The sequence below is a fragment of the Kosakonia sp. R1.Fl genome (genome assembly GCF_023516815.1).
In the GTDB taxonomy this organism is placed as follows: Bacteria; Pseudomonadota; Gammaproteobacteria; order Enterobacterales; family Enterobacteriaceae; genus Kosakonia.
In genome coordinates, this window is the sequence record NZ_JAMGSQ010000001.1 from 4,016,563 (window position 1) to 4,039,950 (window position 23,388).

At 56.7% G+C, this 23,388-nt stretch carries 21 protein-coding genes; 16 read left to right on the forward strand and 5 right to left on the reverse strand.

The genetic code is table 11. The annotated features are described in order from the left end of the window. Positions 1–4 precede the first annotated feature (4 nt). The 8 genes from nifN to nifM all read left to right on the forward strand — a co-directional run bounded on the left by nifN (position 5) and on the right by nifM (position 6,729). Entirely contained in the window at positions 5–1,390 is a 1,386-nt protein-coding gene (gene nifN, locus M8Q36_RS18960; protein ID WP_249881944.1) for a nitrogenase iron-molybdenum cofactor biosynthesis protein NifN, read from the forward strand. Beyond that, on the forward strand, positions 1,377–1,835 hold the full coding sequence (locus M8Q36_RS18965; RefSeq protein ID WP_249881945.1) for a NifB/NifX family molybdenum-iron cluster-binding protein: 459 nt from the start codon (positions 1,377–1,379) through the stop codon (positions 1,833–1,835). Before nifN ends, M8Q36_RS18965 begins: the two co-directional genes overlap by 14 nt. 206 nt (positions 1,836–2,041) lie before the next feature. Beyond that, positions 2,042–2,866 (forward strand): Fe-S cluster assembly protein NifU, encoded by an 825-nt coding sequence (nifU, locus tag M8Q36_RS18970; protein ID WP_249881946.1) that lies wholly within the window; start codon positions 2,042–2,044, stop codon positions 2,864–2,866. A gap of 32 nt (positions 2,867–2,898) precedes the next feature. After that, positions 2,899–4,092, forward strand: coding sequence for a cysteine desulfurase NifS (gene nifS, locus M8Q36_RS18975; RefSeq protein ID WP_249881947.1), 1,194 nt, complete (start codon positions 2,899–2,901; stop codon positions 4,090–4,092). Positions 4,093–4,101: 9 nt separating this feature from the next. After that, positions 4,102–5,247: a homocitrate synthase gene (nifV, locus tag M8Q36_RS18980; protein WP_249881948.1), complete on the forward strand. Its 1,146-nt coding sequence runs from the start codon at positions 4,102–4,104 to the stop codon at positions 5,245–5,247. Between the two features lie 2 nt (positions 5,248–5,249). Further along, entirely contained in the window at positions 5,250–5,507 is a 258-nt protein-coding gene (locus tag M8Q36_RS18985; RefSeq protein ID WP_249881949.1) for a nitrogenase-stabilizing/protective protein NifW, read from the forward strand. Then, positions 5,504–5,947 (forward strand): nitrogen fixation protein NifZ, encoded by a 444-nt coding sequence (locus tag M8Q36_RS18990; protein WP_249881950.1) that lies wholly within the window; start codon positions 5,504–5,506, stop codon positions 5,945–5,947. The genes M8Q36_RS18985 and M8Q36_RS18990 overlap by 4 nt, the downstream gene beginning before the upstream one ends. Then, positions 5,944–6,729, forward strand: a complete 786-nt coding sequence (gene nifM, locus M8Q36_RS18995) for a nitrogen fixation protein NifM (RefSeq protein WP_249881951.1) — start codon at positions 5,944–5,946, stop codon at positions 6,727–6,729. The genes M8Q36_RS18990 and nifM overlap by 4 nt, the downstream gene beginning before the upstream one ends. A gap of 37 nt (positions 6,730–6,766) precedes the next feature. Here nifM and M8Q36_RS19000 read toward each other — a convergent pair whose 3' ends face one another. Continuing rightward, positions 6,767–7,297 carry a flavodoxin gene (locus M8Q36_RS19000; RefSeq protein ID WP_249881952.1) on the reverse strand — a complete coding sequence of 177 codons (531 nt, stop codon included), beginning with the start codon at positions 7,295–7,297 and terminating at the stop codon, positions 6,767–6,769. Between the two features lie 353 nt (positions 7,298–7,650). Here M8Q36_RS19000 and nifL point away from each other — a divergent pair, with 353 nt between their 5' ends. The 6 genes from nifL to M8Q36_RS19030 all read left to right on the forward strand — a co-directional run bounded on the left by nifL (position 7,651) and on the right by M8Q36_RS19030 (position 16,028). Further along, positions 7,651–9,138, forward strand: a complete 1,488-nt coding sequence (gene nifL, locus M8Q36_RS19005) for a nitrogen fixation negative regulator NifL (protein WP_249881953.1) — start codon at positions 7,651–7,653, stop codon at positions 9,136–9,138. Then, a complete protein-coding gene (gene nifA, locus M8Q36_RS19010; protein ID WP_249881954.1) occupies positions 9,135–10,709 on the forward strand; it encodes a nif-specific transcriptional activator NifA in 1,575 nt (524 codons plus the stop codon). Before nifL ends, nifA begins: the two co-directional genes overlap by 4 nt. Before the next feature lie 145 nt (positions 10,710–10,854). Then, positions 10,855–12,249: a nitrogenase cofactor biosynthesis protein NifB gene (gene nifB / locus M8Q36_RS19015; RefSeq protein ID WP_249881955.1), complete on the forward strand. Its 1,395-nt coding sequence runs from the start codon at positions 10,855–10,857 to the stop codon at positions 12,247–12,249. Continuing rightward, positions 12,246–12,758, forward strand: a complete 513-nt coding sequence (locus M8Q36_RS19020) for a nitrogen fixation protein NifQ (RefSeq protein WP_249881956.1) — start codon at positions 12,246–12,248, stop codon at positions 12,756–12,758. The genes nifB and M8Q36_RS19020 overlap by 4 nt, the downstream gene beginning before the upstream one ends. 207 nt (positions 12,759–12,965) lie before the next feature. Beyond that, on the forward strand, positions 12,966–14,204 hold the full coding sequence (locus tag M8Q36_RS19025) for an EAL and HDOD domain-containing protein (protein WP_249881957.1): 1,239 nt from the start codon (positions 12,966–12,968) through the stop codon (positions 14,202–14,204). A gap of 258 nt (positions 14,205–14,462) precedes the next feature. Further along, the gene (locus tag M8Q36_RS19030; protein WP_249881958.1) at positions 14,463–16,028 is read left to right on the forward strand and encodes a methyl-accepting chemotaxis protein; all 1,566 of its coding nucleotides are present in this window, start codon (positions 14,463–14,465) and stop codon (positions 16,026–16,028) included. A 44-nt stretch (positions 16,029–16,072) separates the two neighbouring features. Here the strand turns inward: M8Q36_RS19030 and M8Q36_RS19035 are convergent, their stop codons facing one another. Next, a complete protein-coding gene (locus tag M8Q36_RS19035; protein ID WP_249881959.1) occupies positions 16,073–17,488 on the reverse strand; it encodes an aldehyde dehydrogenase family protein in 1,416 nt (471 codons plus the stop codon). Positions 17,489–17,587: 99 nt separating this feature from the next. Here M8Q36_RS19035 and M8Q36_RS19040 point away from each other — a divergent pair, with 99 nt between their 5' ends. Next, positions 17,588–18,478 (forward strand): LysR family transcriptional regulator, encoded by an 891-nt coding sequence (locus M8Q36_RS19040; RefSeq protein ID WP_249881960.1) that lies wholly within the window; start codon positions 17,588–17,590, stop codon positions 18,476–18,478. Here M8Q36_RS19040 and M8Q36_RS19045 read toward each other — a convergent pair whose 3' ends face one another. Next, positions 18,479–18,958 (reverse strand): carboxymuconolactone decarboxylase family protein, encoded by a 480-nt coding sequence (locus tag M8Q36_RS19045; RefSeq protein ID WP_249881961.1) that lies wholly within the window; start codon positions 18,956–18,958, stop codon positions 18,479–18,481. A 92-nt stretch (positions 18,959–19,050) separates the two neighbouring features. On the opposite strand from M8Q36_RS19045, the gene pdxR reads away from it, so the two are divergent. Further along, on the forward strand, positions 19,051–20,469 hold the full coding sequence (gene pdxR / locus M8Q36_RS19050) for a MocR-like pyridoxine biosynthesis transcription factor PdxR (RefSeq protein ID WP_249881962.1): 1,419 nt from the start codon (positions 19,051–19,053) through the stop codon (positions 20,467–20,469). Between the two features lie 164 nt (positions 20,470–20,633). Here pdxR and M8Q36_RS19055 read toward each other — a convergent pair whose 3' ends face one another. Both M8Q36_RS19055 and M8Q36_RS19060 read right to left on the reverse strand, forming a co-directional pair. Then, positions 20,634–21,548: a bestrophin family protein gene (locus tag M8Q36_RS19055; RefSeq protein WP_249881963.1), complete on the reverse strand. Its 915-nt coding sequence runs from the start codon at positions 21,546–21,548 to the stop codon at positions 20,634–20,636. A gap of 290 nt (positions 21,549–21,838) precedes the next feature. Continuing rightward, on the reverse strand, positions 21,839–23,290 hold the full coding sequence (locus M8Q36_RS19060; protein ID WP_249881964.1) for a tagaturonate reductase: 1,452 nt from the start codon (positions 23,288–23,290) through the stop codon (positions 21,839–21,841). Positions 23,291–23,388: the final 98 nt, after the last annotated feature.

The following is a 23,388-nucleotide window of genomic DNA, read 5'->3' on the forward strand; positions in this document are numbered from 1 at the left end:
TTCAATGGCCGAAATTCTGCGCAGTAAAAAACCGCTGGCGGTCAGCCCGATAAAAAGCGGCCAGCCGCTGGGGGCGATCCTCGCAAGTCTGGGGTTCGAACAGTGCATACCGCTAGTACACGGCGCACAGGGCTGTAGCGCCTTCGCAAAGGTGTTCTTTATTCAACATTTTCACGACCCGATCCCGCTGCAATCGACGGCGATGGACCCGACTTCCACCATTATGGGTGCCGATGAAAACATTTTTACCGCGCTCAATGTTCTCTGTCAGCGCAACGCCGCGAAAGCCATTGTGCTGCTCAGTACCGGGCTGTCAGAAGCTCAGGGCAGCGACATTTCGCGGGTGGTACGCCAGTTTCGTGATGATTTTCCCCGGCATAAAGGCGTTGCGCTGCTCACCGTCAACACCCCGGACTTTTACGGCTCGCTGGAAAACGGCTACAGCGCCGTGCTGGAAAGCGTGATTGAACAGTGGGTGCCTGCGCAGCCCGCCGCCAGCTTGCGCAACCGCCGCGTCAACCTGCTGGTCAGCCATTTACTGACGCCGGGCGATATCGAACTGTTGCGCAGTTACGTTGAGGCCTTCGGACTGCAACCGGTGATTGTGCCGGATCTGTCGCTGTCGCTGGACGGACATCTGGCAAACGGTGATTTTTCGCCTGTTACCCAGGGGGGGACATCGCTGCGCATGATTGAACAGATGGGGCAAAACCTGGCCACCTTTGTGATTGGCAACTCGCTGAGTCGTGCGGCGGCGTTACTGGCGCAGCGCAGCCGTGGCGAGGTGATCGCCCTGCCGCATCTGATGACGCTTGCAGCCTGCGACACGTTTATTCATCGACTGAAAACCCTCTCCGGGCGCGACGTCCCCGCGTGGATTGAGCGTCAGCGCGGGCAAGTGCAGGATGCGATGATCGATTGCCATATGTGGCTGCAGGGTGTGGCTATCGCCATGGCAGCAGAAGGCGATCACCTGGCGGCATGGTGCGATTTCGCCCGCAGCCAGGGCATGCTCCCCGGCCCGATTGTCGCACCGGTCAGCCAGCCGGGGTTGCAAAATCTGCCGGTGGAAACGGTGGTCATCGGCGATCTGGAAGATATGCAGGATCAGCTTTGTGCGACGCCCGCCGCGTTACTGGTGGCCAATTCTCATGCCGCCGATCTCGCCGCGCAGTTTGATCTGTCGCTTATCCGCGCCGGGTTCCCGGTGTATGACCGGCTGGGAGAATTTCGTCGCCTGCGCCAGGGGTATAGCGGCATTCGTGACACGCTGTTTGAGCTGGCGAATGTGATGCGCGAACGCCACCACCCGCTTGCAACCTACCGCTCGCCGCTGCGTCAGCACGCCGACGACAACGTTACGCCTGGAGATCTGTATGCCGCATGTTAATCGTCAGTTCAGCACCATTTGTCAGGGCGAATGGTCAATGAAAGTCGCTTTTGCCAGTTCGGATTATCACCACGTGGATCAACACTTTGGCGCCACGCCCAAGTTAGTGATTTATGGCGTGAAAGAGCACGAGGTCACGCTGTTGCGGGTGGTGGATTTTTCTGTGCTCGCCGGACACCAGCAAGAGAAGCTCGATTGTCGCATTCACGCGCTGGAAGATTGCGTCACGCTCTACTGCGTAGCGATTGGTGAAGCGGTTTTTCGCCAGCTTTTGCAAATCGGCGTACGCGCGGTTCGCGTGCCGCACGCGACCACCATTGCCGGACTATTGCAGGAAATTCAGCACTACTGGTATGACAAAGAGCAGCGCAAAAGCGCCCGCAATCCACAACGCTTCGCCCACATGCTCCAGGAACAAACCTGGCAGGAAGAGGATGAGCATTAGCCACACCCCGTGTCGGTTGTGTGACAAAGCCAACATAAAATCGCGACACAGCGCCGGGTTTTATGTTGGCTCATTAACTTACTTCATTGAAATGCAGCGCTTTTCCCTTCTGGTATTGCTTTTGCTTGATTGTCATCACCCGCCGTTGATTGAGGCGGTGAAATGCGCCACGGCGCTTTCCGTCATCTCTCCTGGGAGCCAGGCACATGTGGAATTACTCCGAGAAAGTGAAAGATCATTTTTTTAATCCCCGTAACGCGCGGGTGGTGGATAACGCCAACGCCGTGGGCGATGTGGGTTCGTTGAGCTGTGGCGATGCGCTGCGGCTGATGCTGCGCGTGGATCCGCAAAGTGAAACCATCCTCGAAGCCGGGTTTCAGACGTTTGGCTGCGGCAGCGCGATTGCCTCCTCTTCCGCGCTCACCGAGCTGATTATTGGCCGCACGCTGGCGCAGGCTGAGCAGGTGACCAACCAGCAGATTGCGGATTACCTCGATGGCCTGCCGCCGCAAAAAATGCACTGCTCGGTGATGGGCCAGGAGGCGCTGCGGGCGGCGATTGCCCACTACCGTGGCGAAACGCTGATCGATGAGCACGAAGAAGGCACGCTGATTTGCAAATGCTTTGGCGTCGATGAAGGGCAAATTCGCCGGGCGGTGCTGAGTAACGGGTTGACCACCCTTGAAGAGGTGATCAACTACACCAAAGCGGGCGGCGGCTGCACCGCGTGCCATGAAAAAATTGAACTGGCGCTGGCCGATATTCTCGCTCAGCACCCGCAGGCCGCCACTGCCGTCGCAGCGGAGAAAGATCCGCACTGGCAGGAAGTTGTCGATGCGATCACCGAATTACGTCCGCATATCCAGGCCGATGGCGGCGATATGTCGCTGCTTAGCGTCAACAATCATATCGTGACCGTCAGCCTTTCCGGCAGTTGCAGCGGCTGCATGATGACCGACATGACGCTCGCCTGGCTCCAGCAAAAACTGATGGAGCGTACCGGCTGTTATATGGACGTCGTGGCCGCCTGAGCCACCACATGTCAACCGATGGGGGAGAAAATATGAAGCAGGTCTATCTGGACAATAACGCCACCACCCGTATCGATCCGATGGTGCTGGAAGCGATGATGCCATTCTTAACTGAACATTACGGCAACCCGTCATCGATTCACGACTTTGGCACCCCCTCCCGCGCCGCGCTTGAACGTGCTCGCCAGCAAGTCGCCGCGCTGCTGGGCGCCGATCACAGTAGCGAAATCATTTTCACCTCCTGCGCGACCGAGGCCACCAGCACCGCACTGCACGCCTGCGTTGAGCTGATGCCGGAGCGCCGGGAGATTATTACCACCGCCGTTGAACACCCGGCCACTCTCGCCGTGTGCGAACATCTGGAACGCCAGGGCTACCTTATCCATCGTATTGGCGTTAATGCCAGCGGCGCAGTGGATATGGAACAGTATCGCCGCGCGCTGAGCACGCGTGTGGCGGCGGTCAGCATAATGTGGGCGAATAATGAAACCGGGGTGCTGTTTCCGGTGATCGAAATGGCCGCTATGGCGCAGGAATATGGCGCGCTGTTTCACTGCGACGCGGTACAAGTGGTGGGCAAAATCCCGCTGGATATCGCCCGCACGCAGATCGATATGCTCTCCTGCTCGGCGCATAAACTGCACGGGCCAAAAGGTGTGGGTTGCCTCTATTTGCGCCGTGGCACCCGCTTTCGTCCGCTGCTGCGCGGTGGGCATCAGGAGCGCGGTCGCCGCGCCGGTACAGAGAATATCGCTGGCATTGTCGGCATGGGCGCGGCGTGCGAACTGGCGCAGATACACCTGCCGGGTAGCGCGGGCATCGCCAGCCTGCGCGATCGCCTGCAAGACGAACTGGTCAAACAGGTGCCGTCAGTGATGGTGATGGGCGGTGATCAACCCCGCGTTCCCGGCACGGCAAACCTGGCGTTCGAATTTATCGAAGGGGAAGCCATTTTACTGCTCCTCAACCAGGCGGGGATCGCCGCGTCCAGCGGCAGCGCCTGCACCTCCGGCTCGCTGGAACCGTCGCATGTGATGCGGGCGATGAACATTCCCTACACGGCGGCGCATGGCAGTATCCGTTTTTCACTCTCGCGCTATACGCGGGAAAAGGAGATCGACTATGTGATCGAGACGCTGCCAGCCATTATTACCCGTCTGCGCGCGCTTTCGCCCTACTGGCAGGATGGTTCTGCCCCCGCTACCTTTGCGCCGGTTTACGGCTAAGGCGGCGACATGTCCAGGGTTGTGATCAATGACACCACGCTGCGCGATGGCGAACAGAGCCCCGGCGTCGCCTTTTGCGCCAGCGAGAAAATCGCCATTGCCGAAGCGCTGTTTGCCGCCGGGGTGACCGCGCTGGAAGTTGGCACTCCGGCGATGGGCGGCGAAGAACGCCAGCGGATGCGACAAGTTCGCCAGCAACTGCCTGACGCCACGCTCATGGCCTGGTGTCGCATGAATACCGATGAAATCAGCCAGAGCGCCGATCTCGGCATGGACTGGGTGGATATCTCGCTACCGGCTTCTGACAAGCTGCGCCAGTACAAATTGCGCGAACCGCTGCCGGTCGTGCTGGATAAGCTGGCCACGCTGATTGCGCAGGCGCGACAGCAGGGATTACAGGTATGTATTGGTTGCGAAGACGCATCCCGCGCCAGCGATCGGACATTGGCGGAGATTGCCCACGTCGCCCGCAGCGCAGGCGCACAGCGGCTGCGTTTTGCCGATACCCTTGGCCTGCTCGACCCTTTCACCACCGCTCAGCGTATCAGCGCGCTGCGTCAAAGCTGGCCCGGTGAAATTGAAATGCACGCCCATAACGATCTCGGTATGGCGACCGCCAATACGCTGGCGGCGGTTCGCGCCGGGGCAACCAGTGTAAATACGACCGTGCTGGGCCTTGGCGAACGCGCCGGAAACGCCGCGCTGGAAACCGTCGCACTCGGGCTGAGCCGCTGTCTGGGTCTGGATAGTGGCGTGGATTTCACGCAATTACCGATGCTCTGCCAGCAGGTCGCCGATGCCGCCCGGCGACCCATTGACCCACAGCAACCGCTGGTTGGCGCGCAGGTATTTACCCACGAATCCGGCGTGCATGTCGCCGCCCTGCTGCGCGATCGCGAAAGCTACCAGGCCATTGATCCGGCGCTGATCGGCCGCGAATACCGGCTGGTGCTCGGTAAGCACTCCGGTCGCCAGGCCGTGGAAGGTGTGTTTACCCGGCTGGGCTATCACCTTAACGCCCTGCAAGTCGACCTGCTGCTGCCCGCCATTCGCCGCGTGGCGGAAAGCAGCAAACGCACGCCGCAAGACGATGAACTGATTGCGCTTTACACCACCTTGTGTGGGTCAGACGCCGCACACCTGGCGAGGGGTTAAAGATGGAATGGTTTTATCAGATCCCCGGCGTGGCTGAACTCGACAGCGCCGAGTCCTTTTTTACCTTTTTCTCTGTGCCTTATGAACCGCTGACGCTGCGCCGTTGCTGCCTGCCGGTGCTGCGCGAATTTCACCAGCGCCTGCGTGATCATGTGCCGCTGCGGAATCTGCTTGAAGCCACTCCCCGCGATCCCTGGTTACTGGCGCGCAGACTACTGGCGGAAAGCTATGAACACTGTACAACGGAGCCGACATCATGAAACCAAAGTATGCGTTCGGTGAGGAAGTTCGCGTTAGCCGCGCAATCCGCAACGATGGCACCATGCCGGGTTACCGGCGCGGCGATTTGCTGGTGCGTCGGGGTAGCACGGGTTTTGTCCGTGAATGGGGCATGTTCCTGATGGAAAAAGTGATTTATCAAATCCACTTTCCCGATTGCGGTTTGATTGTGGGCTGCCGTGAGCAGGAACTGCTGCCGCTTTCCGCCCCCTGGCACGCCGGACAGTTCCAGTATGGCGATACCGTCGCCTGCCGCCACGCGCTGGCCATCGGCGATAACATTGTGGTGGCCGCCGGAGAACAAGGCCAGATCGCCGCCACGGGCCAGGGAGACGACGCAGAGAGTTACACTGTCACCTTTTCCGGGCGCTGGTTTCAGGTTCCCGCCCGCGCCATGATTTTGCTGGAGACGCCACAGTGATGCCGTGGGAGCGTTTCGCCCGCCGACGACTGGCGCTGACCCGCTGGCACTGCGAGCCGGAAAACATCCCGGCGGCACAACAGCAGGCATTTGACCGCGCCTGGGCGCGCCAGCGCCAGCTCGAACGGGCAGTCGTTGCTATTACGCGCGACGCCATCATTACTGACGAGCTGCGTAATGCCGTGGCCGAATCGCTGGCTCCGCAGCTTGATGAGTGCCCTTTTACCCCTGCCGAGCGCCAGGCGGTGATTGTGCATCATGCCCGTCTGGAAAAGCAGTTTGCTGAAGTTGCCAGCACTGCCCCGGTCCCGGACGACACGAGCGTGCGGCGCTGGTATCAGCAGCATCAGGCACAATTTATGCGCCCGGAACAACGCTTAACCTCGCATCTGCTGCTGACCACAGAGCAAAACCACGCTGGAATAAGAACACAGATCACCCGCTTTTATCAGCAAATCCGTGATAACCGCGCGGCCTTTTCCCGGCTGGCAGCGCGCCATTCGCACTGTCCCAGCGCGCTGGAAGGGGGGCGTCTGGGCTGGGTCAGTCGTGGCCTGCTCTTTGCGGAACTGGAAAACGCGCTGTTTACGCTACAAACAGACGAGGTTAGCCAGCCGGTCGAAACGGCGCTGGGCTGGCATTTATTGTGGTGTGAGCAGATCCGCCAACCGGCACTGATGGCGCAAGATGAAGCGCTGGCGAAAGCGCGGGAGTATTTGTTCCGTCAGTCCCAACAGCAGTGGCAACGCCAGTGGCTGGCGTCATTATTACAGGCGCGCTGAAAAGCCCGGTGATCGGTTATCCGCCGGGCTTCAGGCATTAGAGGATCAGCGGTTTGAGCGTCTCCAGCCACGCTTCGATGCGTTCATCGGTCTGGTCGTACTGGTTATCCTGATCCAGCACCAGACCGATAAAGTTATCCGCCTCAAGCGCGGACGATGAACCAAAGGTATATCCCTCATTGGGCCAGTGGCCGACCATCTGCGCCCCGCAGCGTTTCAGCGTGTCATATAGCGGGCGCAGACCGCTGGCGAAATTATCCGGGTAACCCACCTGATCGCCCAGCCCAAACAACGCCACCGTTTTACCACGCAGGCTATCGCCCTGCAGTTGGGTGACAAATTCACTCCACGACGCATCTTCGCAACCGGCATCCAGCCCCGGCAGTTGCCCGTCGCCGAGCGTCGGGGTGCCTAATACCAGCACCGGATACGAGAGAAAAGTGTCTACATCGGTTCGGTTGATATTGACCGGCGCATCCGCCAGCCCGCCCAGTTTCTGGTGGATCTGTTTGGCGATTTTGCGGGTCTTGCCGGTATCGGTGCCGAAAAAAATACCAATATTTGCCATAACACACGCTCCTGTTGAAAAAGAGATCCCGCCGGGAAATGCGGTGAACGTGTCTGATATTGCGAAGAGTGTGCCAGTTTTGGTAACGGGCAAAACCTGCACCAGAATGGTTATTAATGCACCAGCCTGGCGCTTTTTTTCCTTCGAGTTCCCCTCGCAGAGGCCCGCCTGGCGCGGCTTTGGCGCTGATAGCGCGCTTAATACCGATCTGGATCAAGGTTTTGTCAGGTTAGCGGCCAAAAGGTGCACTCTTTGCATGGTTATACGTACCTGACATGTTGTCCGGGCGAAAGCCGCCAGGTGGCACAAATTGTCAGAACTACGACACGACTAACTGACCGCAGGAGTGTGCGATGACCCTGAATATGATGATCGATGCCAGCGCGCCCGAGGCAATCGCCGGTGCGCTTTCGCAACACCATCCTGGGCTGTTTTTTACCATCGTTGAAGAAGCGCCCGTCGCCATTTCGCTGACCGATGCCGACGCACGCATTGTCTATGCCAACCCGGCTTTCTGCCGCCAGACCGGCTATGAGCTGGATGCGTTGTTGCAACAAAATCCCCGCCTGCTTGCAAGCCACCAAACCCCACGGGAAATCTACCAGGATATGTGGCACACCTTATTACAACGCCGACCGTGGCGCGGGCAATTGATCAACCGCCACCGCGACGGCAGCCTGTATCTGGTCGAGATCGATATCACCCCGGTGATTAACCCGTTTGGCGAACTGGAACACTATCTGGCAATGCAGCGCGATATCAGCGCCAGCTATGCGCTGGAGCAGCGGTTGCGTAATCACATGACGCTGACCGAAGCGGTGTTGAATAACATTCCGGCGGCGGTGGTTGTGGTGGATGAACGCGATCATGTGGTGATGGATAATCTCGCCTACAAAACGTTCTGTGCCGACTGCGGCGGAAAAGAGCTCCTGAGCGAACTCAATTTTTCAGCACGTAAAGCGGAGCTGGCAAACGGTCAGGTTTTACCGGTGGTGCTGCGCGGTGAGGTGCGCTGGTTGTCGGTGACCTGCTGGGCGCTGCCGGGCGTCAGCGAAGAAGCCAGTCGCTACTTTATTGATAACAGGCTGACGCGCACGCTGGTGGTGATCACCGACGACACCCAACAACGCCTGCAGCAGGAACAGGGACGGCTTGACCGCCTTAAGCAGCAGATGACCAACGGCAAACTGCTGGCGGCGATCCGCGAAGCGCTGGACGCCGCGCTGATCCAGCTTAACTGCCCCATCAATATGCTGGCGGCGGCGCGTCGGTTAAACGGCAGTGATAACAACAATGTGGCGCTGGATGCCGCGTGGCGAGAAGGTGAAGAGGCGATGGCGCGGCTGAAACGTTGCCGCCCGTCGCTGGAGCTGGAAAGTGCGGCAGTCTGGCCGCTGCAACCCTTTTTCGACGATCTGCGGGCGCTTTATCACACCCGCTATGAGCAGGGTAAAAATTTGCAGGTCACGCTGGATTCCCATCATCTGGTGGGATTTGGTCAACGTACGCAACTGTTGGCCTGCCTGAGTTTGTGGCTCGATCGCACGCTGGATATTGCCGCCGGTCTGGGTGATTTCATCGCGCAAACGCAGATTTACGCCCGCGAAGAAGAGGGCTGGCTCTCTTTGTATATCACTGACAATGTGCCGCTGATCCCGCTGCGCCATACCCACTCGCCGGATGCGCTTAACGCCCCGGGCAAAGGCATGGAGCTGCGCCTGATCCAGACGCTGGTGGCACACCACCACGGCGCGATAGAACTCACTTCACACCCCGAAGGGGGAAGCTGCCTGACCCTGCGATTCCCGCTATTTCATTCACTGACCGGAGGCTCAAAATGACCCAGCGAACCGAGTCGGGTAATACCGTCTGGCGCTTCGATTTGTCCCAGCAGTTCACTGCGATGCAGCGCATAAGCGTGGTACTCAGCCGGGCGACCGAAGTCGATCAGACGCTCCAGCAAGTGCTGTGCGTATTGCACAATGACGCCTTTTTGCAGCACGGCATGATCTGTCTGTACGACAGCCAGCAGGCGATTTTGACTATTGAAGCGTTGCAGGAAGCCGATCAGCAGTTAATCCCCGGCAGCTCGCAAATCCGCTATCGTCCGGGCGAAGGGCTGGTCGGGACGGTGCTTTCGCAGGGGCAATCATTAGTACTGGCGCGCGTTGCTGACGATCAGCGCTTTCTTGACCGGCTCGGGTTGTATGATTACAACCTGCCGTTTATCGCCGTGCCGCTGGTAGGGCCCGATGCGCAGACGTTTGGCGTGCTGACGGCGCAACCGATGGCGCGTTACGAAGAGCGGCTCCCCGCCTGCACCCGCTTTCTGGAAACGGTTGCCAACCTGGTGGCGCAAACCGTGCGTTTGATGGCCCCACCGGCCGCGGGCCCTTCCCCGCGCGCCGCCATAGCGCAGGCCGCCAGCCCGAAATCCTGCACTGCCTCACGCGCATTCGGCTTCGAGAATATGGTCGGTAACAGCCCGGCGATGCGCCAGACCATGGAGATTATCCGTCAGGTTTCGCGCTGGGACACCACCGTTCTGGTGCGCGGCGAGAGCGGCACCGGTAAGGAACTGATTGCCAATGCCATTCACCATAATTCACCGCGCGCCGGTGCGCCATTTGTGAAATTCAACTGTGCAGCACTGCCGGACACGTTGCTCGAAAGTGAATTGTTCGGTCATGAAAAAGGGGCCTTTACCGGCGCGGTACGCCAGCGTAAAGGCCGTTTTGAGCTCGCCGATGGCGGCACGCTGTTTCTTGACGAGATTGGCGAGAGTAGCGCTTCGTTTCAGGCTAAACTGCTGCGCATTTTGCAGGAAGGCGAAATGGAACGCGTCGGCGGCGACGAGACATTGCAAGTGAATGTGCGCATTATCGCCGCGACGAACCGTAATCTGGAAGATGAAGTCCGGCTCGGGCACTTTCGCGAAGATCTCTATTACCGCCTGAATGTGATGCCCATCGCCCTGCCCCCGTTGCGCGAACGCCAGGAGGACATTGCCGAGCTGGCGCACTTTCTGGTGCGTAAAATCGCCCACAACCAGAGCCGCACGCTGCGCATTAGCGAGGGCGCTATCCGCCTGCTGATGAGCTACAACTGGCCCGGTAATGTGCGTGAACTGGAAAACTGCCTTGAGCGCTCGGCGGTGATGTCGGAAAACGGTCTGATCGATCGGGACGTGATTTTGTTTAATCATCGCGACCAGCCAGCCAAACCGCCGGTTATCAGCGTTTCGCACGACGATAACTGGCTCGATAACACCCTTGACGAGCGTCAGCGGCTGATTGCGGCGCTGGAAAAAGCGGGATGGGTACAGGCCAAAGCCGCGCGCTTGCTGGGAATGACGCCGCGCCAGGTCGCCTATCGCATTCAGACGATGGATATCACCCTGCCAAGGCTATAACAGCGGTTGTGGCATTCGGTACATTGTCAGCCAAATGCCACAAAACCGACAACCCGGAAAAATAAATATCAATACTTTTCAACAGGTTGAAACAGGAACGGGATTTGCAACCACCAGGAATAATTCCGTAACCGGAGGTACTTCCATGATGTCCTGTTCATCCGCCGCTGGCGGTTCCCGGTGTCAGCCAACGCCGTCTGAGCCGCTTTCTGCTGCCATCGCCGGTAAAGTGGCGCTGCACCCGTGCTACTCAAAAAGCGGTCATCACCGCTTTGCGCGGATGCATTTACCGGTAGCGCCCTCCTGTAACCTGCAATGTAACTACTGCAATCGCAAATTTGATTGCAGTAACGAATCCCGGCCTGGCGTCTCCTCCTCACTGTTAACCCCCGAACAGGCGGTGGCGAAAGTACGACAAGTTGCGACGGCTATTCCGCAACTTTCGGTGGTTGGCATTGCCGGACCCGGCGATCCACTGGCGAATATCGTACGCACCTTCACCACCCTTGAGATGGTGCGCGAACAGCTACCGGATATGAAATTGTGCCTCTCCACCAACGGCTTGATGCTGCCGGACGCCGTTGATCGGCTGGTCAGTCTTGGCGTCGATCACGTGACGGTAACCATCAATACACTTGACCCGCAAATTGCCGCGCGGATCTACGCCTGGCTGTGGCTCGAGGGTGAACGGTACAGCGGACGCGAAGCGGGTGAAATATTAATAGCCCGTCAACTGGAGGGGGTTCGTCGCCTGACGGCGCAAGGCGTGCTGGTGAAAATCAACTCGGTGTTGATCCCCGGTATTAACGATTTCGCGCTGGCCGATGTCAGCCGCGAACTGCGCGAAGCTGGCGCGTTTATCCATAACATTATGCCGCTGATAGCCCGCCCGGAGCACGGCACGGTGTTTGGCCTTAACGGCCAGGCCGAACCCGATGCAGAGATGGTCGCGTGCGTGCGCGAAAGCTGTGGCGAAGTGATGCCGCAAATGACGCACTGCCAGCAGTGCCGCGCGGATGCGATTGGTATGCTCGGCGAAGATCGCAGCCAGCAATTTACCCTGGCACCCGTAGAATCCGCCCCGCAGCCGTGGTTGCCGACGCTGTTTCGCCGCGCGCAGCTTCACGCCAGTATCGTCACCAAAGGCGAATCCGATGATGCAGGGGCCTGTCTGGTGGCGGTGGCGTCAACGCATGGCGAGCTGATCGACTGCCATTTTGGTCATGCGGATCGCTTTCGTATTTACAGTTTATCGGCGGCGGGTGCCGTGTTGGTCAACGAGCGTTTCACACCGAAATATTGCCAGGGGTCGGATCATTGTGAGCCGCCGGAAAGCGATGCAAGACTGGACACCGTGCTCGACTTGCTGGCCGATGTGAAAGCCGTTTTCTGCGCCCGTATCGGCTACGAACCGTGGCAAAAATTACAATCGCGCGGCATTCAGCCCTGCGTCGATGATGCCTGGCAACCCATCGTTTCCTCGCTATTACGCTGGTGGCAGGCTGCGCCGACAAAGGGGCAAAACAAGGGGGTGGCATGATGCCCGTTGATGACTGGCTACGGCGCTTGTTGTGGCTTTATCTGCACGGTGAAGGTTGCTACCCGGAAAGAATGGGTTTAAGCGTAAGCGACTGGGAAAATTTGCAGGCGCGTTTCGCCCCGCCTGCGCCAGAAATGCCGGCGGACTGCCGTCTGCGGCAAAAGCTGATGAGCGAACTTAACGCCACGCGCGCCGCAGAGCGCGCGGAGCTGGCACAGTGGCTGGCGTGCCATATGTCGGCGGATGCCGCGCCGATGCAGCACATTATTGCCAGTGTCTCACTGGCTTTTAATCACCTGTGGCAGGATCTGGGGCTCAGCTCGCGCACGGAGCTGCGAGAGCTAATGAGCGATTGCTTCGCGCCTTTAGTTGAGATGAACAGCAACAATATGCGCTGGAAAAAATTTTTCTACCGCCAGCGTTGTCTGCACAGCGAAGGCGAAGTGGTGTGCCGCTCGCCGAGTTGTGATGCCTGCTGCGAACGCCCGCTCTGTTTTGAACCTTCGTAACGTGACCAGCCTGATATAGCGGATAATCAGGCTTTTATACCGTGCCAAAAACCGCGCCGCCTGTACACTTACCGCTTTGCTATCCTATTCTTTCACAATAAAAGTCAAATATTTTGCCGCAGTCACACGGTTCCGGTAGCCAGGGTGTTAATGTTGCTTATATATTTGGAAAACTTATACAAAAGTACACGGTGTGCGAGGTGGCGAATGTATTCTTTTGTGGCCAGACAGGCGATCTTTGATAAGCAATTGAACACCGTCGGTTACGAACTCCTCTTTCGGAACAGCATGGATAACCGCTTCCCCGATATGTCTGCGGAACAGGCCACCACGCAGTTAATCGAAGAGCAGTTCCTCAGCGCGCCGGTGGGCCGGAAGAGCGACAACAGTACGGTTTACGTCAATTTTCCCTACCAGTTGCTGGTCGAAGGTCTCGCGGAAACGCTGCCGGTAAACCGCGTGGTGATTGAAATTCTGGAAAACGCCGAACCGGATCTCAAACTGCTAGAAACCGTCAAACGGATGCACACGCTGGGATTTCGCATTGCGCTGGATGATTTCGAACCCGGAAACCAGTGGGAAGCCTTTATGCCCTATGTCAACGTGATTAAATTTGACATAAGGAGAAGTCAGCACAAGGAAATTAGCGATTATATTCGCGCCAATCGGGAATTATTACGCCATGCGGTTTTTCTGGCCGAGAAAGTGGAAACCTATGAAGAGTTTGAGACCTTTAAAAAATTAGGTTTTCATCTTTTTCAGGGGTATTTTTTCAGCAAACCGGTGGTCACTAAACGAAATAAACTGGCGCAAAATCGTGCGTTTGCCCTGAAGCTTATGCAGGAAGTTAACGTTGAATCACCCAATTTAAACAAAATAGAAGATTTGCTGAAACGCGATGTTTCACTCTCTTTTAAAATTATGCGTTATGCGCAAAACATTTTATATAACACGCGCGGCATTAGCGGTTTTCGCAATCAATCACTGCGCGACATCGTGGTCTACCTCGGCATCAGCGAAATGCGCCGTTTTGTACTGGTGGCGTGTCTGACCTCCTTCGAGGATGTTACCAACACCGAAATCTATTACCTGAGCCTGATCCGCGCCAAGTTTTGCGAACTGGTGGCGGCGCGCACTTCGTCCAATAACATCTCTAACGACGCCTTTATGGCAGGTCTCTTTTCGTTGCTGGATGTGATCCTCGGTCTACCGCTGGAAGAATTGATGGCGCAAATCGCTGTCTCGTCGGAAGTTGCCAAAGCGCTTGAGACCAACAGCGGTGAACTCTATCCCTACGTGCGACTGGCGCGCCTGTACGAGCAGCGGATGTGGGATGAAGCCAGCGATGTGGCGCATGAAATCGGCTTACCCAGTTCAGCGATTTCAGAACTCATGAACCAGGCAGCAAAATGGGCAGATGAACTGCCGATTACTATTTCTCATTAATTTTTTCTGCACACTAAATGCAGTGTGCAGAAAATAAACTCAAGCACAAAGACACTGTTTGAAACAATATTTCACTTCACTGAAGTATAATTTATCCACCTTTTTAACAACCCCTCTCTCCTTAATCTAAATTAAAAATCCGATGTGTGCTATTGCACAAAAATCATAACGATATGTGATTGAGATCAGATAAATAGATCAATTTTTCCTAAAATATTGCCGTTATTAATATTACCTTTCTTTACTTAGTTGTGGATTATGAAAAAAATAGCGCAGGCCACCGTATTAACCAAACTGCTTATCGGCTTCTCCATCTTGATCGTGATGATGTTGCTGCTGGGCGTTGTTTCTATTTATCAACTTAACAGCACCAATAAAAATATTGACCAGTTCCGCGAAAGCAGAATGCCAAGTGTTCGCTATACCCTTGAAATGCGAGGCGTCTTAGCTGAAATGCGCCTGCAACAGGTGCAGTATATTGCTTCCACCACGCCGGCGTCGCTGGATCAACATCGCGGCGAATTGCTGCAAAACCAGGCAACCTTCCTGAATGCTCAGCAGCAGTACGCAAAAATCTCGGCCAATGAGCCGCAAGAAATGCGCGCCCTGTTCGCGACTGTGGTGGATAACTTTAAAAACTTTGTTGATGTTAACGCCAAAGTGATCGACGCCATGAATCGCGGCGATGCGGCGGAAGCGGCCAAAATCAGCGGCGCGGTATCCGCAAAATATCGTACCCAGTTGATGAAAGATCTGGCGACGCTGGTGGATATGGAAGTCGCGATTGGTGATAAAGCCGGGGAAGATTCTCAGGCGGGTTATCGCCAGGCGCTTTATTTGCTGAGCGGCTTGCTGCTGCTGGCGCTGATCGCCACCGGCGTGATTGCGCTGTTTATCTCGCGTAATCTCTCGCGCCAACTTGGCGGTGAACCGGCCTATGCGATGTCGATTATGAAGGCAGTCGCTGACGGTAAACTGGGTACCCAGGTTGCGCTGCGCGATGGCGACAGCGACAGCCTGCTGGCGACCATTCATTTAATGAACAATAAACTGGCGGAAATCATCACCGGAATTATCGACGGCAGCGAATCGATTTCCCACGCCGCAGGCGAAATTGCCGAAGGCAACAACGATTTGTCACAGCGTACCGAAGAACAAGCGGCCTCGCTGGTGCAAACGTCGTCGAACATGCAGCAAATTACGGAAAACGTAAAGAGTAACGCGGAAAACGCCCGCAAAGCGAGCGATCTGGCACGCCAGACGTCACAAACGGCGGTTAAAGGCGGTAAAGAGGTGCATGACATGCTGAAACGCATGCATGAAATCTCTGACAGCTCGCAGAAAATTGTCGACATCATTTCGGTGATTGAAGGCATCGCCTTCCAGACCAATATTCTGGCGCTGAACGCTGCCGTTGAAGCCGCACGTGCCGGTGAACAGGGTAAAGGTTTTGCCGTGGTGGCTGGTGAAGTGCGCAACCTGGCGCAGAAAAGTGCCGAGGCGGCGAAAGAGATCAAACAGCTGATTGAAGGCACCGTTGAGAAAATAACCGACGGTTCGCGTTACGCAGATACCGCCAGCCGCGCGATGGAAGAGATTGTGACCTCCGTAAACAAAGTGACGGATATTGTTGCTGAGATCTCCGCCGCCTCTACCGAGCAACATCAGGGGATCAAAGAGATTAGCGTGGCGATTGATCAGATGGACCAGGTGACCCAGCAGAACGCCACGCTGGTGGAACAAGCGGCGGTTGCCGCCCAGTCGATGACCGAACAGAGCGAGATGCTGCGCGACTCCGTGCGCTTCTTCCAGCTGGCGCGTTAATCGCAACCCGTGCCACTCGCTGCGGGTGGCACGGCGTTTACTTGCTACATAACAATACTTTTCGGCTCCATAAAGGCCGCCAGTCCCCAGCGCCCCATTTCACGCCCGATCCCCGAATGTTTAAACCCGCCAAATGGCGCGGCAGCCTCGTGCGCCAGCGTATTGACCAACACCCGCCCGGCGGTGATTTGCCCGGCAACACGGCGTGCGCGTTCTGGATCGCGGCCCAGCACCAGCGCGCTCAGGCCATAATCGGTGTCGTTAGCGATAGCGATCGCTTCGGCGTCATCCCGATAGGCGATCACCGATAACACCGGGCCAAAAATCTCTTCGCGCGCAATACGCATGCTGTTTTTGACCTCGCTAAAGAGCGTTGGCCGCACCGACCAGCCGCGCTCGCACCCGGCTGCGCGCCCTTCTCCACCCGCTAACAGGCGCGCGCCTTCCTGCTGACCAAGACGAATGTAGGACTGCACGCGTTGCCACTGTTTTTCGCTGACCATCGGGCCTACTTCCGTGGCGGGATCGTGCGGATCGCCCGATTTTACCGCTGCGACTGCCTGCGCCAGCGCCGCTTCGCACTCGTCTTTGCGCGAGGCAGGCACCAAAATGCGCGTTCCCGCGACACAGGCCTGGCCGCTGTTCATAAACCCGGCCTGAATCGCCAGCGGCACGGCGTCGGCTAAATCGGCATCCTCCAGAATAATGGTCGGCGACTTGCCGCCGAGTTCCAGCGTGACACGTTTAAACGTCTCTGCCGCGTTACGCAAAATGGCTTTGCCCGTCGCCGTCGAGCCGGTAAAAGAGATTTTCGCCACGTCCGGATGACGGCTGAGCGTCTCACCCACCACTTCGCCGCGCCCGGTAACAATATTGAACACGCCCGGTGGCAGTTGCGCCTCGTGTAACGCCTGGGTAACGATGTGGGTTTGCAGCGCGCTCATCTCACTCGGCTTGATGACCGCCGTGCAGCCGGCAGCGAGCGCCGCCGCCAGTTTGCCGCAGATAAATCCGGCATCGCTGTTCCACGGCGTAATTAACCCGGCGACGCCGAGCGGGGTCATCACCACGCGCGCCTGACCGACCACGGATTCGAACTCAAACGCGTTCAGCGCGTCGATCGCCGCCTCGATAACCGACACCGGATAATGCGCCATCCAGCTGGCGCGCGATGCCGGCGCGCCATACTCCTCGACAATTGCCTGCAACAACGCGGGCTGGCAGGCCTCCATCGCATCGCGCATACGCATCAGGGCGGCGATTCGCTCATCGAGGCTGGTTTGCGACCAGCCGGGAAACGCCGCCTTTGCCGCCGCAATAGCGTTCAGCGCGTCAGCTTCATTAGCGAGCCTCACCTGGCCGGTGACGTCGCCGGTTGCCGGGTTAAACAGGTCGAAACGTTCTGTACCTTGTGGTGTGACCCATTCGCCATTAATTGAGATCTGTTCAATCGCATGCATAACCACCTCCTGTTCACAATAAAGCCAGTGTGGCACGGCTTTATCGCGCTGATAATCCACGCTATGCTGCAAAGGTTGTTGCGAAATTCGGGATAATCTATGCATCGTTCAGGTTTGATTGAGCTGGAAGTGGTGATGGCGGTGATGCGTCGGGGCAGTTTTCGCGCCGCCGCGCAGGAGCTGGGAATGTCGCCAACGGCGGTGAGTAACGCCATTGCCGGGCTGGAGAGTCGCCTGGCGATTCGGCTATTTCACCGCACCACCCGCAGCGTGGCGCTGACCGAAGCCGGGCAGCGATTTGTTGCGCGTATTGGCCCGGCACTGCGCGAAATCCAGCACGCGCATGAAGAGATCCACAGCGTGGCGGATGAACCTTCCGGTACGTTGCGCCTGAATGTCCCGCTAGCCGTCGGGCAACTGTTCCTGGATGATCTGCTGGTGCGTTTTCTGGCGCGCTATCCGCAGATGCGCATGGAGGTCGCCACTGAAGCGAAGATGATCGACATTGTGGCCGATGGTTACGATGCCGGGATCCGCCTGGCGGAGTCTGTCCCACAGGATATGATTGCCGTGCCGCTCACGCCGGATATCCGCATGCGCGTGGTGGCAACACCAGCGTGGTTTGCCGCGCACGGTACGCCGCAGACGCCGGATGATTTACGCCAGCACCAGGGGATTTGCATGCGCATGTCCAGCGGCGGAAATTACCGCTGGGAGCTGGCGCGCCACGGCGAGCGCATAGCGGTTGCCGTTCCGCCACGGCTGTCGACCACCGATCTGTTTACCTCGATTGCCGCCGTGCGCGCGGGCCTGGGCGTGGGTTTTCTGCCGGGCTTTTACATTGAAGAGGATTTGCGTAACGGGACGCTGGTGAGCGTGCTGGATGCGTGGACACAGCCCTTTAAAGGGCTGTGTTTGTACTATCCCGGACATCGCCACATCCCTGTGGGGTTGCAGGCGTTTATTGCCTTTATCCGGGAGTCGCGTTAGTTACTCGAGGTGCGCGCGATCGAGTCCGTAGGCTTTATCCAGCGCGCCAGGTAAGGTTTGCGACAGTACCATCAGGCGGTTCCAGCTATTAATAATGGCAATGGAAAAGACCAGCTCGGAAAGTTCCACTTCGCTGAAATGCTCCCGCGCCTCACGGTACAGCTCATCAGGCACGCCATGCGCGTCGAGTTTGGTCAACGCTTCACACAGCGCCAGCGCGGCTTTCTCTTTGGCGGTAAACAGCGGCGATTCACGCCAGATAGCCACATGGTAAATGCGCAGTTCGCGCTCACCGTGCAGTTTCGCCTGTTTCACATGCATATCCAGGCAGAATGCGCAGCCGTTGAGCTGCGAGGCGCGGATATCGACCAGATTTTTAATACCAATATCCAAGCTGCTGGCGTGCGACGCCTGGCTGGCATCGCCGAGGGTTTTGATTAATGCCGGAACGGTCTGGAACAGATTTACGCGATTGCTCATCGTCTTTAGCCTCGTTTATGGATTCAACAGCCGCTATAGTACGCTTTTATGCCATAGTAAAAAGATGCAAAAACCGTAAATAGAGGTAGGACATGAAGCCGGGTTATAAAGCCATTTACGAGCAGTATCGGCGCAGCATTGCCAGCGGGTTGTTGAAACCGGGTGATAAAGTGCCTTCGGTGCGTGTGCTGGCCAGTGAATTAGGCGTGGCGCGCAAAACGGTGGAAACGGCCTGGGCGATTCTGATCGGTGAAGGCTATCTGGTCAGCCAGGGCGCGCGCGGCACGCGGGTCAACCCGGATTTGGTACTAAGCGAACCGCCCACCCTGGACATTACGCCTCAGGCAGCAGACGCGCCACCAGGCATTGCGGATGTACTGCGCGATCGCCCCGGTTTTTTGCGCCCCGGCATTCCGTCTCTGGATGCCTTCCCCTACAAAAAATGGCTACTGTTGTGCGGCAAAGCGGTGCGATCGATGTCGCCAATGGAGATGACCAACCCGCCGCTGCTGGGTTACACGCCGCTGCGCGAAGCGATTGCGCATTATGTGAATGTGTCGCGCGGTTTATCCTGCACGGCCGATCAGATTTTCATCACTAGCGGGTACAGCAACAACCTGCGGTTGATCCTCAATGCGCTTACCACGGCACGGGATAAAGTGCTGTTTGAAGATCCCGGTTACTATTTTGGTACCCAGGCGCTGAAACGCGCCGCCAATAATCTGCACTTTGTGCCGGTGGACAGCCAGGGCCTGAATGTCGACTATTTGCAGCAATATCACCGTGATGCGCAGCTGGTATTTGTGACACCGTCACATCATAGCCCACTGGCGGTGACCCTTTCGCTCCCGCGCAAGCAGCAATTGCTGGCCTGGGCCAGCCAGCATAACAGCTGGATTATCGAAGATGATTACGACGGCGAGTTCCACTACACCCGTAAAGTGCTTCCGTCGCTGAAAAGCCTTGATACTGATGATCGGGTTATCTATATGGGCACTTTCAGCAAGACGGTGATGCCTGCGCTGCGCATTAGCTATATTGTCATGCCGCGCGCGACACTTGCCGCGTTTCGTGAAACGGCAGAACTTACCGAAAGCGGTCAGCCGGTGCTGACGCAGAAAATCCTCGCAGCGTTTCTCGGCGAAGGTCACTTTTATAAGCATTTAAAAAAGATGCGTACGCTCTATTCGCAGCGCAGAAAATATGTGCTGGACGCGCTGGAGCACATTTATCCGGGGCTTTTTACCGTGGAAGTGAGCGATGGTGGCATGCATATCGCCGCGTTTTTACGCACCAGCACACAGGATATCGCGCTGGCGGACATCTGGCAGAGGTATCAATTGCAGGTTAGCCCGCTCTCGCGCTGGTATAACACTCCCGCCAAACGCTACGGCGTGATTATCGGTTATACCAATGTGCGTTCAGCGGAAGAAGCACTGGCGCTATTGCAGCGCCCGGCTGAGGAAACACGGGCGCTGCTGGCGGCCAATGATGTTAAGGCAAGTTACTGACGAAGGAGAGATCCCACGCCGTGGCGAGAAGCGAGAAGCTGACCAGCAGGGTCAACGCTAATGAGATAGTTCTGTCGGACTTTTCCATCGCACGTCCCTCTCTGTTGTGGGTTTCGCTATCAGACTGAAAAAATCGAAAGATCGATGACTCTCCACAGCAAAGTTTAGGTTAATTGATAATTTTTGCCTGGTGTCATTTTGTGCGGAAGTACATCGGCATCCACCATTTGCAGTAAATCAATCTCGATGGCGTTGCTGATAGCGTCCAGCGGCAGGTCGTTATCCTCTTCGCCAAACGGGTCTTCCAGCTCTTCTGCCAGCGTGTCCAGCGAAATAAAGGTGTAGGAAATCAGTACCGAGATAAACGGGGTCATAAAGTGCAAATCCACTACCAGCGCGAACGGCAGCATGATGCAGAACAGGTACACGGTGCGATGCAGAATCAACGAATAGGCAAACGGCAATGGCGTGGTGAAAATGCGCTCGCAGCCAGAAAGCACGGCGGACATATCGTGCAGCCGCTGGTTGATGCTGCTGAATAAAACATCCGAAAGCCCCCCCTGCGCCCGGCGCTCGCCAAGCCATTCGCCCATTAACAACAAAATGCGGTTGGCCGGTGAATGCGCGTTCAGCACGTTATGCAGATCGTTTGGGCTGAGGTATTTCGCCAGCACCTCACCCTGTGGCTTGCGGCGCAACGTCATGCGCAGAGAGTGCGCGAAGGCGATTTGCAACTGAATAAAGTGCCGTAATCCCTCATCGTCTGGCAGCGTGGTTTTCACTTCACGCAGCAGCGAACGCGAGGCGATCATCAACTGTCCCCACAACACCCTTGCTTCGCTGTAGCGGGCAAAACAGGCGTTGTTACGAAAACCTAAAAAGATAGCGATAGCGACACCAAGAATGCTGAACGGCGCAACGGTCAGCTTGATACCCAGCGAGGTGTACCACGGCAAAATCCAGATCACCGCAATGGAGAGCAGGAAATTCATCAGCAAACGCGACGTGATTTTTGGCAGTACGGAACCGTGCCAGACGAAAAGACGGGGAAGCCAGTGTTGTTGAGGTCGAACGATCATTTTGAATTGTGTGCATAAGGGAGAGCGGCACTATTAAACGTGATCGCAATCACAGTTGCAAGTTTGATAACAAATTGTGACGAAAAGTCGCCCTGGCCGACTTTTGCTGGCGCAGAGGTTGCTGAAACCTGTTATACAACTATTTTAAAGTATGTTGTAACTAACAGTCGATAAATTCAGCGTCTCCACGAAGTTACTCATCTTGTCGCTCAGCGGCTGCACGGCTAGCCATGATAAAAAAAGAAAAACCCGGCCGGAGCCGGGTTAGATATTCCCTTAGCAACGTGCGATTAGCACAGCGGTTTAACCGCATCGCGCATGCCGCGCAGCAGGATTGCGTCCAGATCCAGTGAAACCTGCTCCACCAGACCCGTAACTTTACTCAGATCCTGTTCCCAGTGATCGCTTACGGACAGCACCGCTTTTACCAGTTCGCTGGTGCTGATCTGGCGATCGCCATGCTGGCTCCACAATTGCTGGAAGCGCTCGATCCAGTGTGCGTCGTCCTGCACCGGATACGCCTGCCCGTTACGCTCACCGCGATAGAACGCGATCAACGCTGCCAGCGCAAAAGTCAGGCGCGCTGGCAGTTTGCCATGGGCTTTTTGCCCTGCCAGCAATTGCGGCAGAATACGGGTGCGGAATTTGGTCATGCCGTTCAGGGCAATCGACAGCAACTGGTGTTTGATGTACGGGTTACGGAAACGCCCGGTCACCGCACTGGCGAAAGATTCCAGCTCATCGCGCGGCAGATCCAGCACCGGAATAATCTCTTCGTAAATCGCTTTTTCCACAAACGCACAGATTTCGCTGTCGTTCATCGCTTCACCCACGGTGTCCAGCCCCGCCTGATACGCCACCGGCACCAGGGCCGTATGCGCACCGTTGAGGATCGCCACTTTACGCTCTTTATACGGTTTAATATCGTCAACAATCAGCACGTTAAGCGGGAATTTATCCAGGCGCAGCTCAGCCGCCAGCGATTTCGGTCCCTGAATCACAAACAGGTAGAAGTGCTCAGCGGTATCCAGGAACGAATCCTGGTAGCCCAGTTCCGCTTCCAGTTTCGCCACTTCATCACGTGGGTAACCGGTAACGATCCGGTCAACCAGCGTGGAACAGAAGGCATTGGCGGTATCCAGCCACTGAGTAAACTCCGCACCCAGCGCCCACTCCTGCGCATAACGCAGTACCAGCTCGCGCAACGCGTCGCCGTTGTAATCAATCAGTTCACAAGGAATGATCACCCAGCCTTTATCCGCCGCGCCAGAGAAATGGGTGAAGCGTTCGAACAGCAGGCGCGTCAGTTTGGCCGGGTAGCTAACGGCCGGGGCATCTGCAAATTTATCGCCCGCGTGGTAGCTGATACCCGCTTCAGTGGTGTTTGAAAAAACAAAGCGGATATCCGGGTTATGGGCAAGTTTCAGGAACTCGTCGTACTGGAAATAGACGCTGATTTCACGGTTTACAGAGCGGATCAGGCGCGCGTCGCTCACCGCTTCGCCCTGCTCATTCAGACCGCGAATAATGGTGGTATACAGGCCATCCTGAGTGCTCAGGGACGGCGGGAAATCACTTTGAATCGGGCGAACAACCACCACACCGGCGTTGAGGTCGGTGTGCTCATTCAGCAGATCGATTTGCCAGTCGACAAAAGCGCGCAAAAAATTCCCTTCGCCGAACTGAATAATACGTTCAGGGTATTCAGCGCCGGGAAAGTTGCGACGGTTTAATGTGTTCACAGTGGGTTCCTTTTTTGATTAGTCATACAACCTGGGAAGATTGGTGTAATAACTTACCAGACTTTTAGACCATGAAACCCTGTTTTGATCAAAATGGG

Excerpts from the sequence above, each read along its gene's own strand:
- nifN (WP_249881944.1), top strand. The coding sequence starts at position 5 with ATGGCCGAAATTCTGCGCAGTAAAAAACCGCTGGCGGTCAGCCCGATA.
- M8Q36_RS18965 (WP_249881945.1), top strand. The coding sequence starts at position 1,377 with ATGCCGCATGTTAATCGTCAGTTCAGCACCATTTGTCAGGGCGAATGG.
- nifU (WP_249881946.1), top strand. The coding sequence starts at position 2,042 with ATGTGGAATTACTCCGAGAAAGTGAAAGATCATTTTTTTAATCCCCGT.
- nifS (WP_249881947.1), top strand. The coding sequence starts at position 2,899 with ATGAAGCAGGTCTATCTGGACAATAACGCCACCACCCGTATCGATCCG.
- nifV (WP_249881948.1), top strand. The coding sequence starts at position 4,102 with ATGTCCAGGGTTGTGATCAATGACACCACGCTGCGCGATGGCGAACAG.
- M8Q36_RS18985 (WP_249881949.1), top strand. The coding sequence starts at position 5,250 with ATGGAATGGTTTTATCAGATCCCCGGCGTGGCTGAACTCGACAGCGCC.
- M8Q36_RS18990 (WP_249881950.1), top strand. The coding sequence starts at position 5,504 with ATGAAACCAAAGTATGCGTTCGGTGAGGAAGTTCGCGTTAGCCGCGCA.
- M8Q36_RS19000 (WP_249881952.1), bottom strand. The coding sequence starts at position 7,297 with ATGGCAAATATTGGTATTTTTTTCGGCACCGATACCGGCAAGACCCGC.
- nifL (WP_249881953.1), top strand. The coding sequence starts at position 7,651 with ATGACCCTGAATATGATGATCGATGCCAGCGCGCCCGAGGCAATCGCC.
- nifA (WP_249881954.1), top strand. The coding sequence starts at position 9,135 with ATGACCCAGCGAACCGAGTCGGGTAATACCGTCTGGCGCTTCGATTTG.
- nifB (WP_249881955.1), top strand. The coding sequence starts at position 10,855 with ATGATGTCCTGTTCATCCGCCGCTGGCGGTTCCCGGTGTCAGCCAACG.
- M8Q36_RS19020 (WP_249881956.1), top strand. The coding sequence starts at position 12,246 with ATGATGCCCGTTGATGACTGGCTACGGCGCTTGTTGTGGCTTTATCTG.
- M8Q36_RS19025 (WP_249881957.1), top strand. The coding sequence starts at position 12,966 with ATGTATTCTTTTGTGGCCAGACAGGCGATCTTTGATAAGCAATTGAAC.
- M8Q36_RS19030 (WP_249881958.1), top strand. The coding sequence starts at position 14,463 with ATGAAAAAAATAGCGCAGGCCACCGTATTAACCAAACTGCTTATCGGC.
- M8Q36_RS19035 (WP_249881959.1), bottom strand. The coding sequence starts at position 17,488 with ATGCATGCGATTGAACAGATCTCAATTAATGGCGAATGGGTCACACCA.
- M8Q36_RS19040 (WP_249881960.1), top strand. The coding sequence starts at position 17,588 with ATGCATCGTTCAGGTTTGATTGAGCTGGAAGTGGTGATGGCGGTGATG.
- M8Q36_RS19045 (WP_249881961.1), bottom strand. The coding sequence starts at position 18,958 with ATGAGCAATCGCGTAAATCTGTTCCAGACCGTTCCGGCATTAATCAAA.
- pdxR (WP_249881962.1), top strand. The coding sequence starts at position 19,051 with ATGAAGCCGGGTTATAAAGCCATTTACGAGCAGTATCGGCGCAGCATT.
- M8Q36_RS19055 (WP_249881963.1), bottom strand. The coding sequence starts at position 21,548 with ATGATCGTTCGACCTCAACAACACTGGCTTCCCCGTCTTTTCGTCTGG.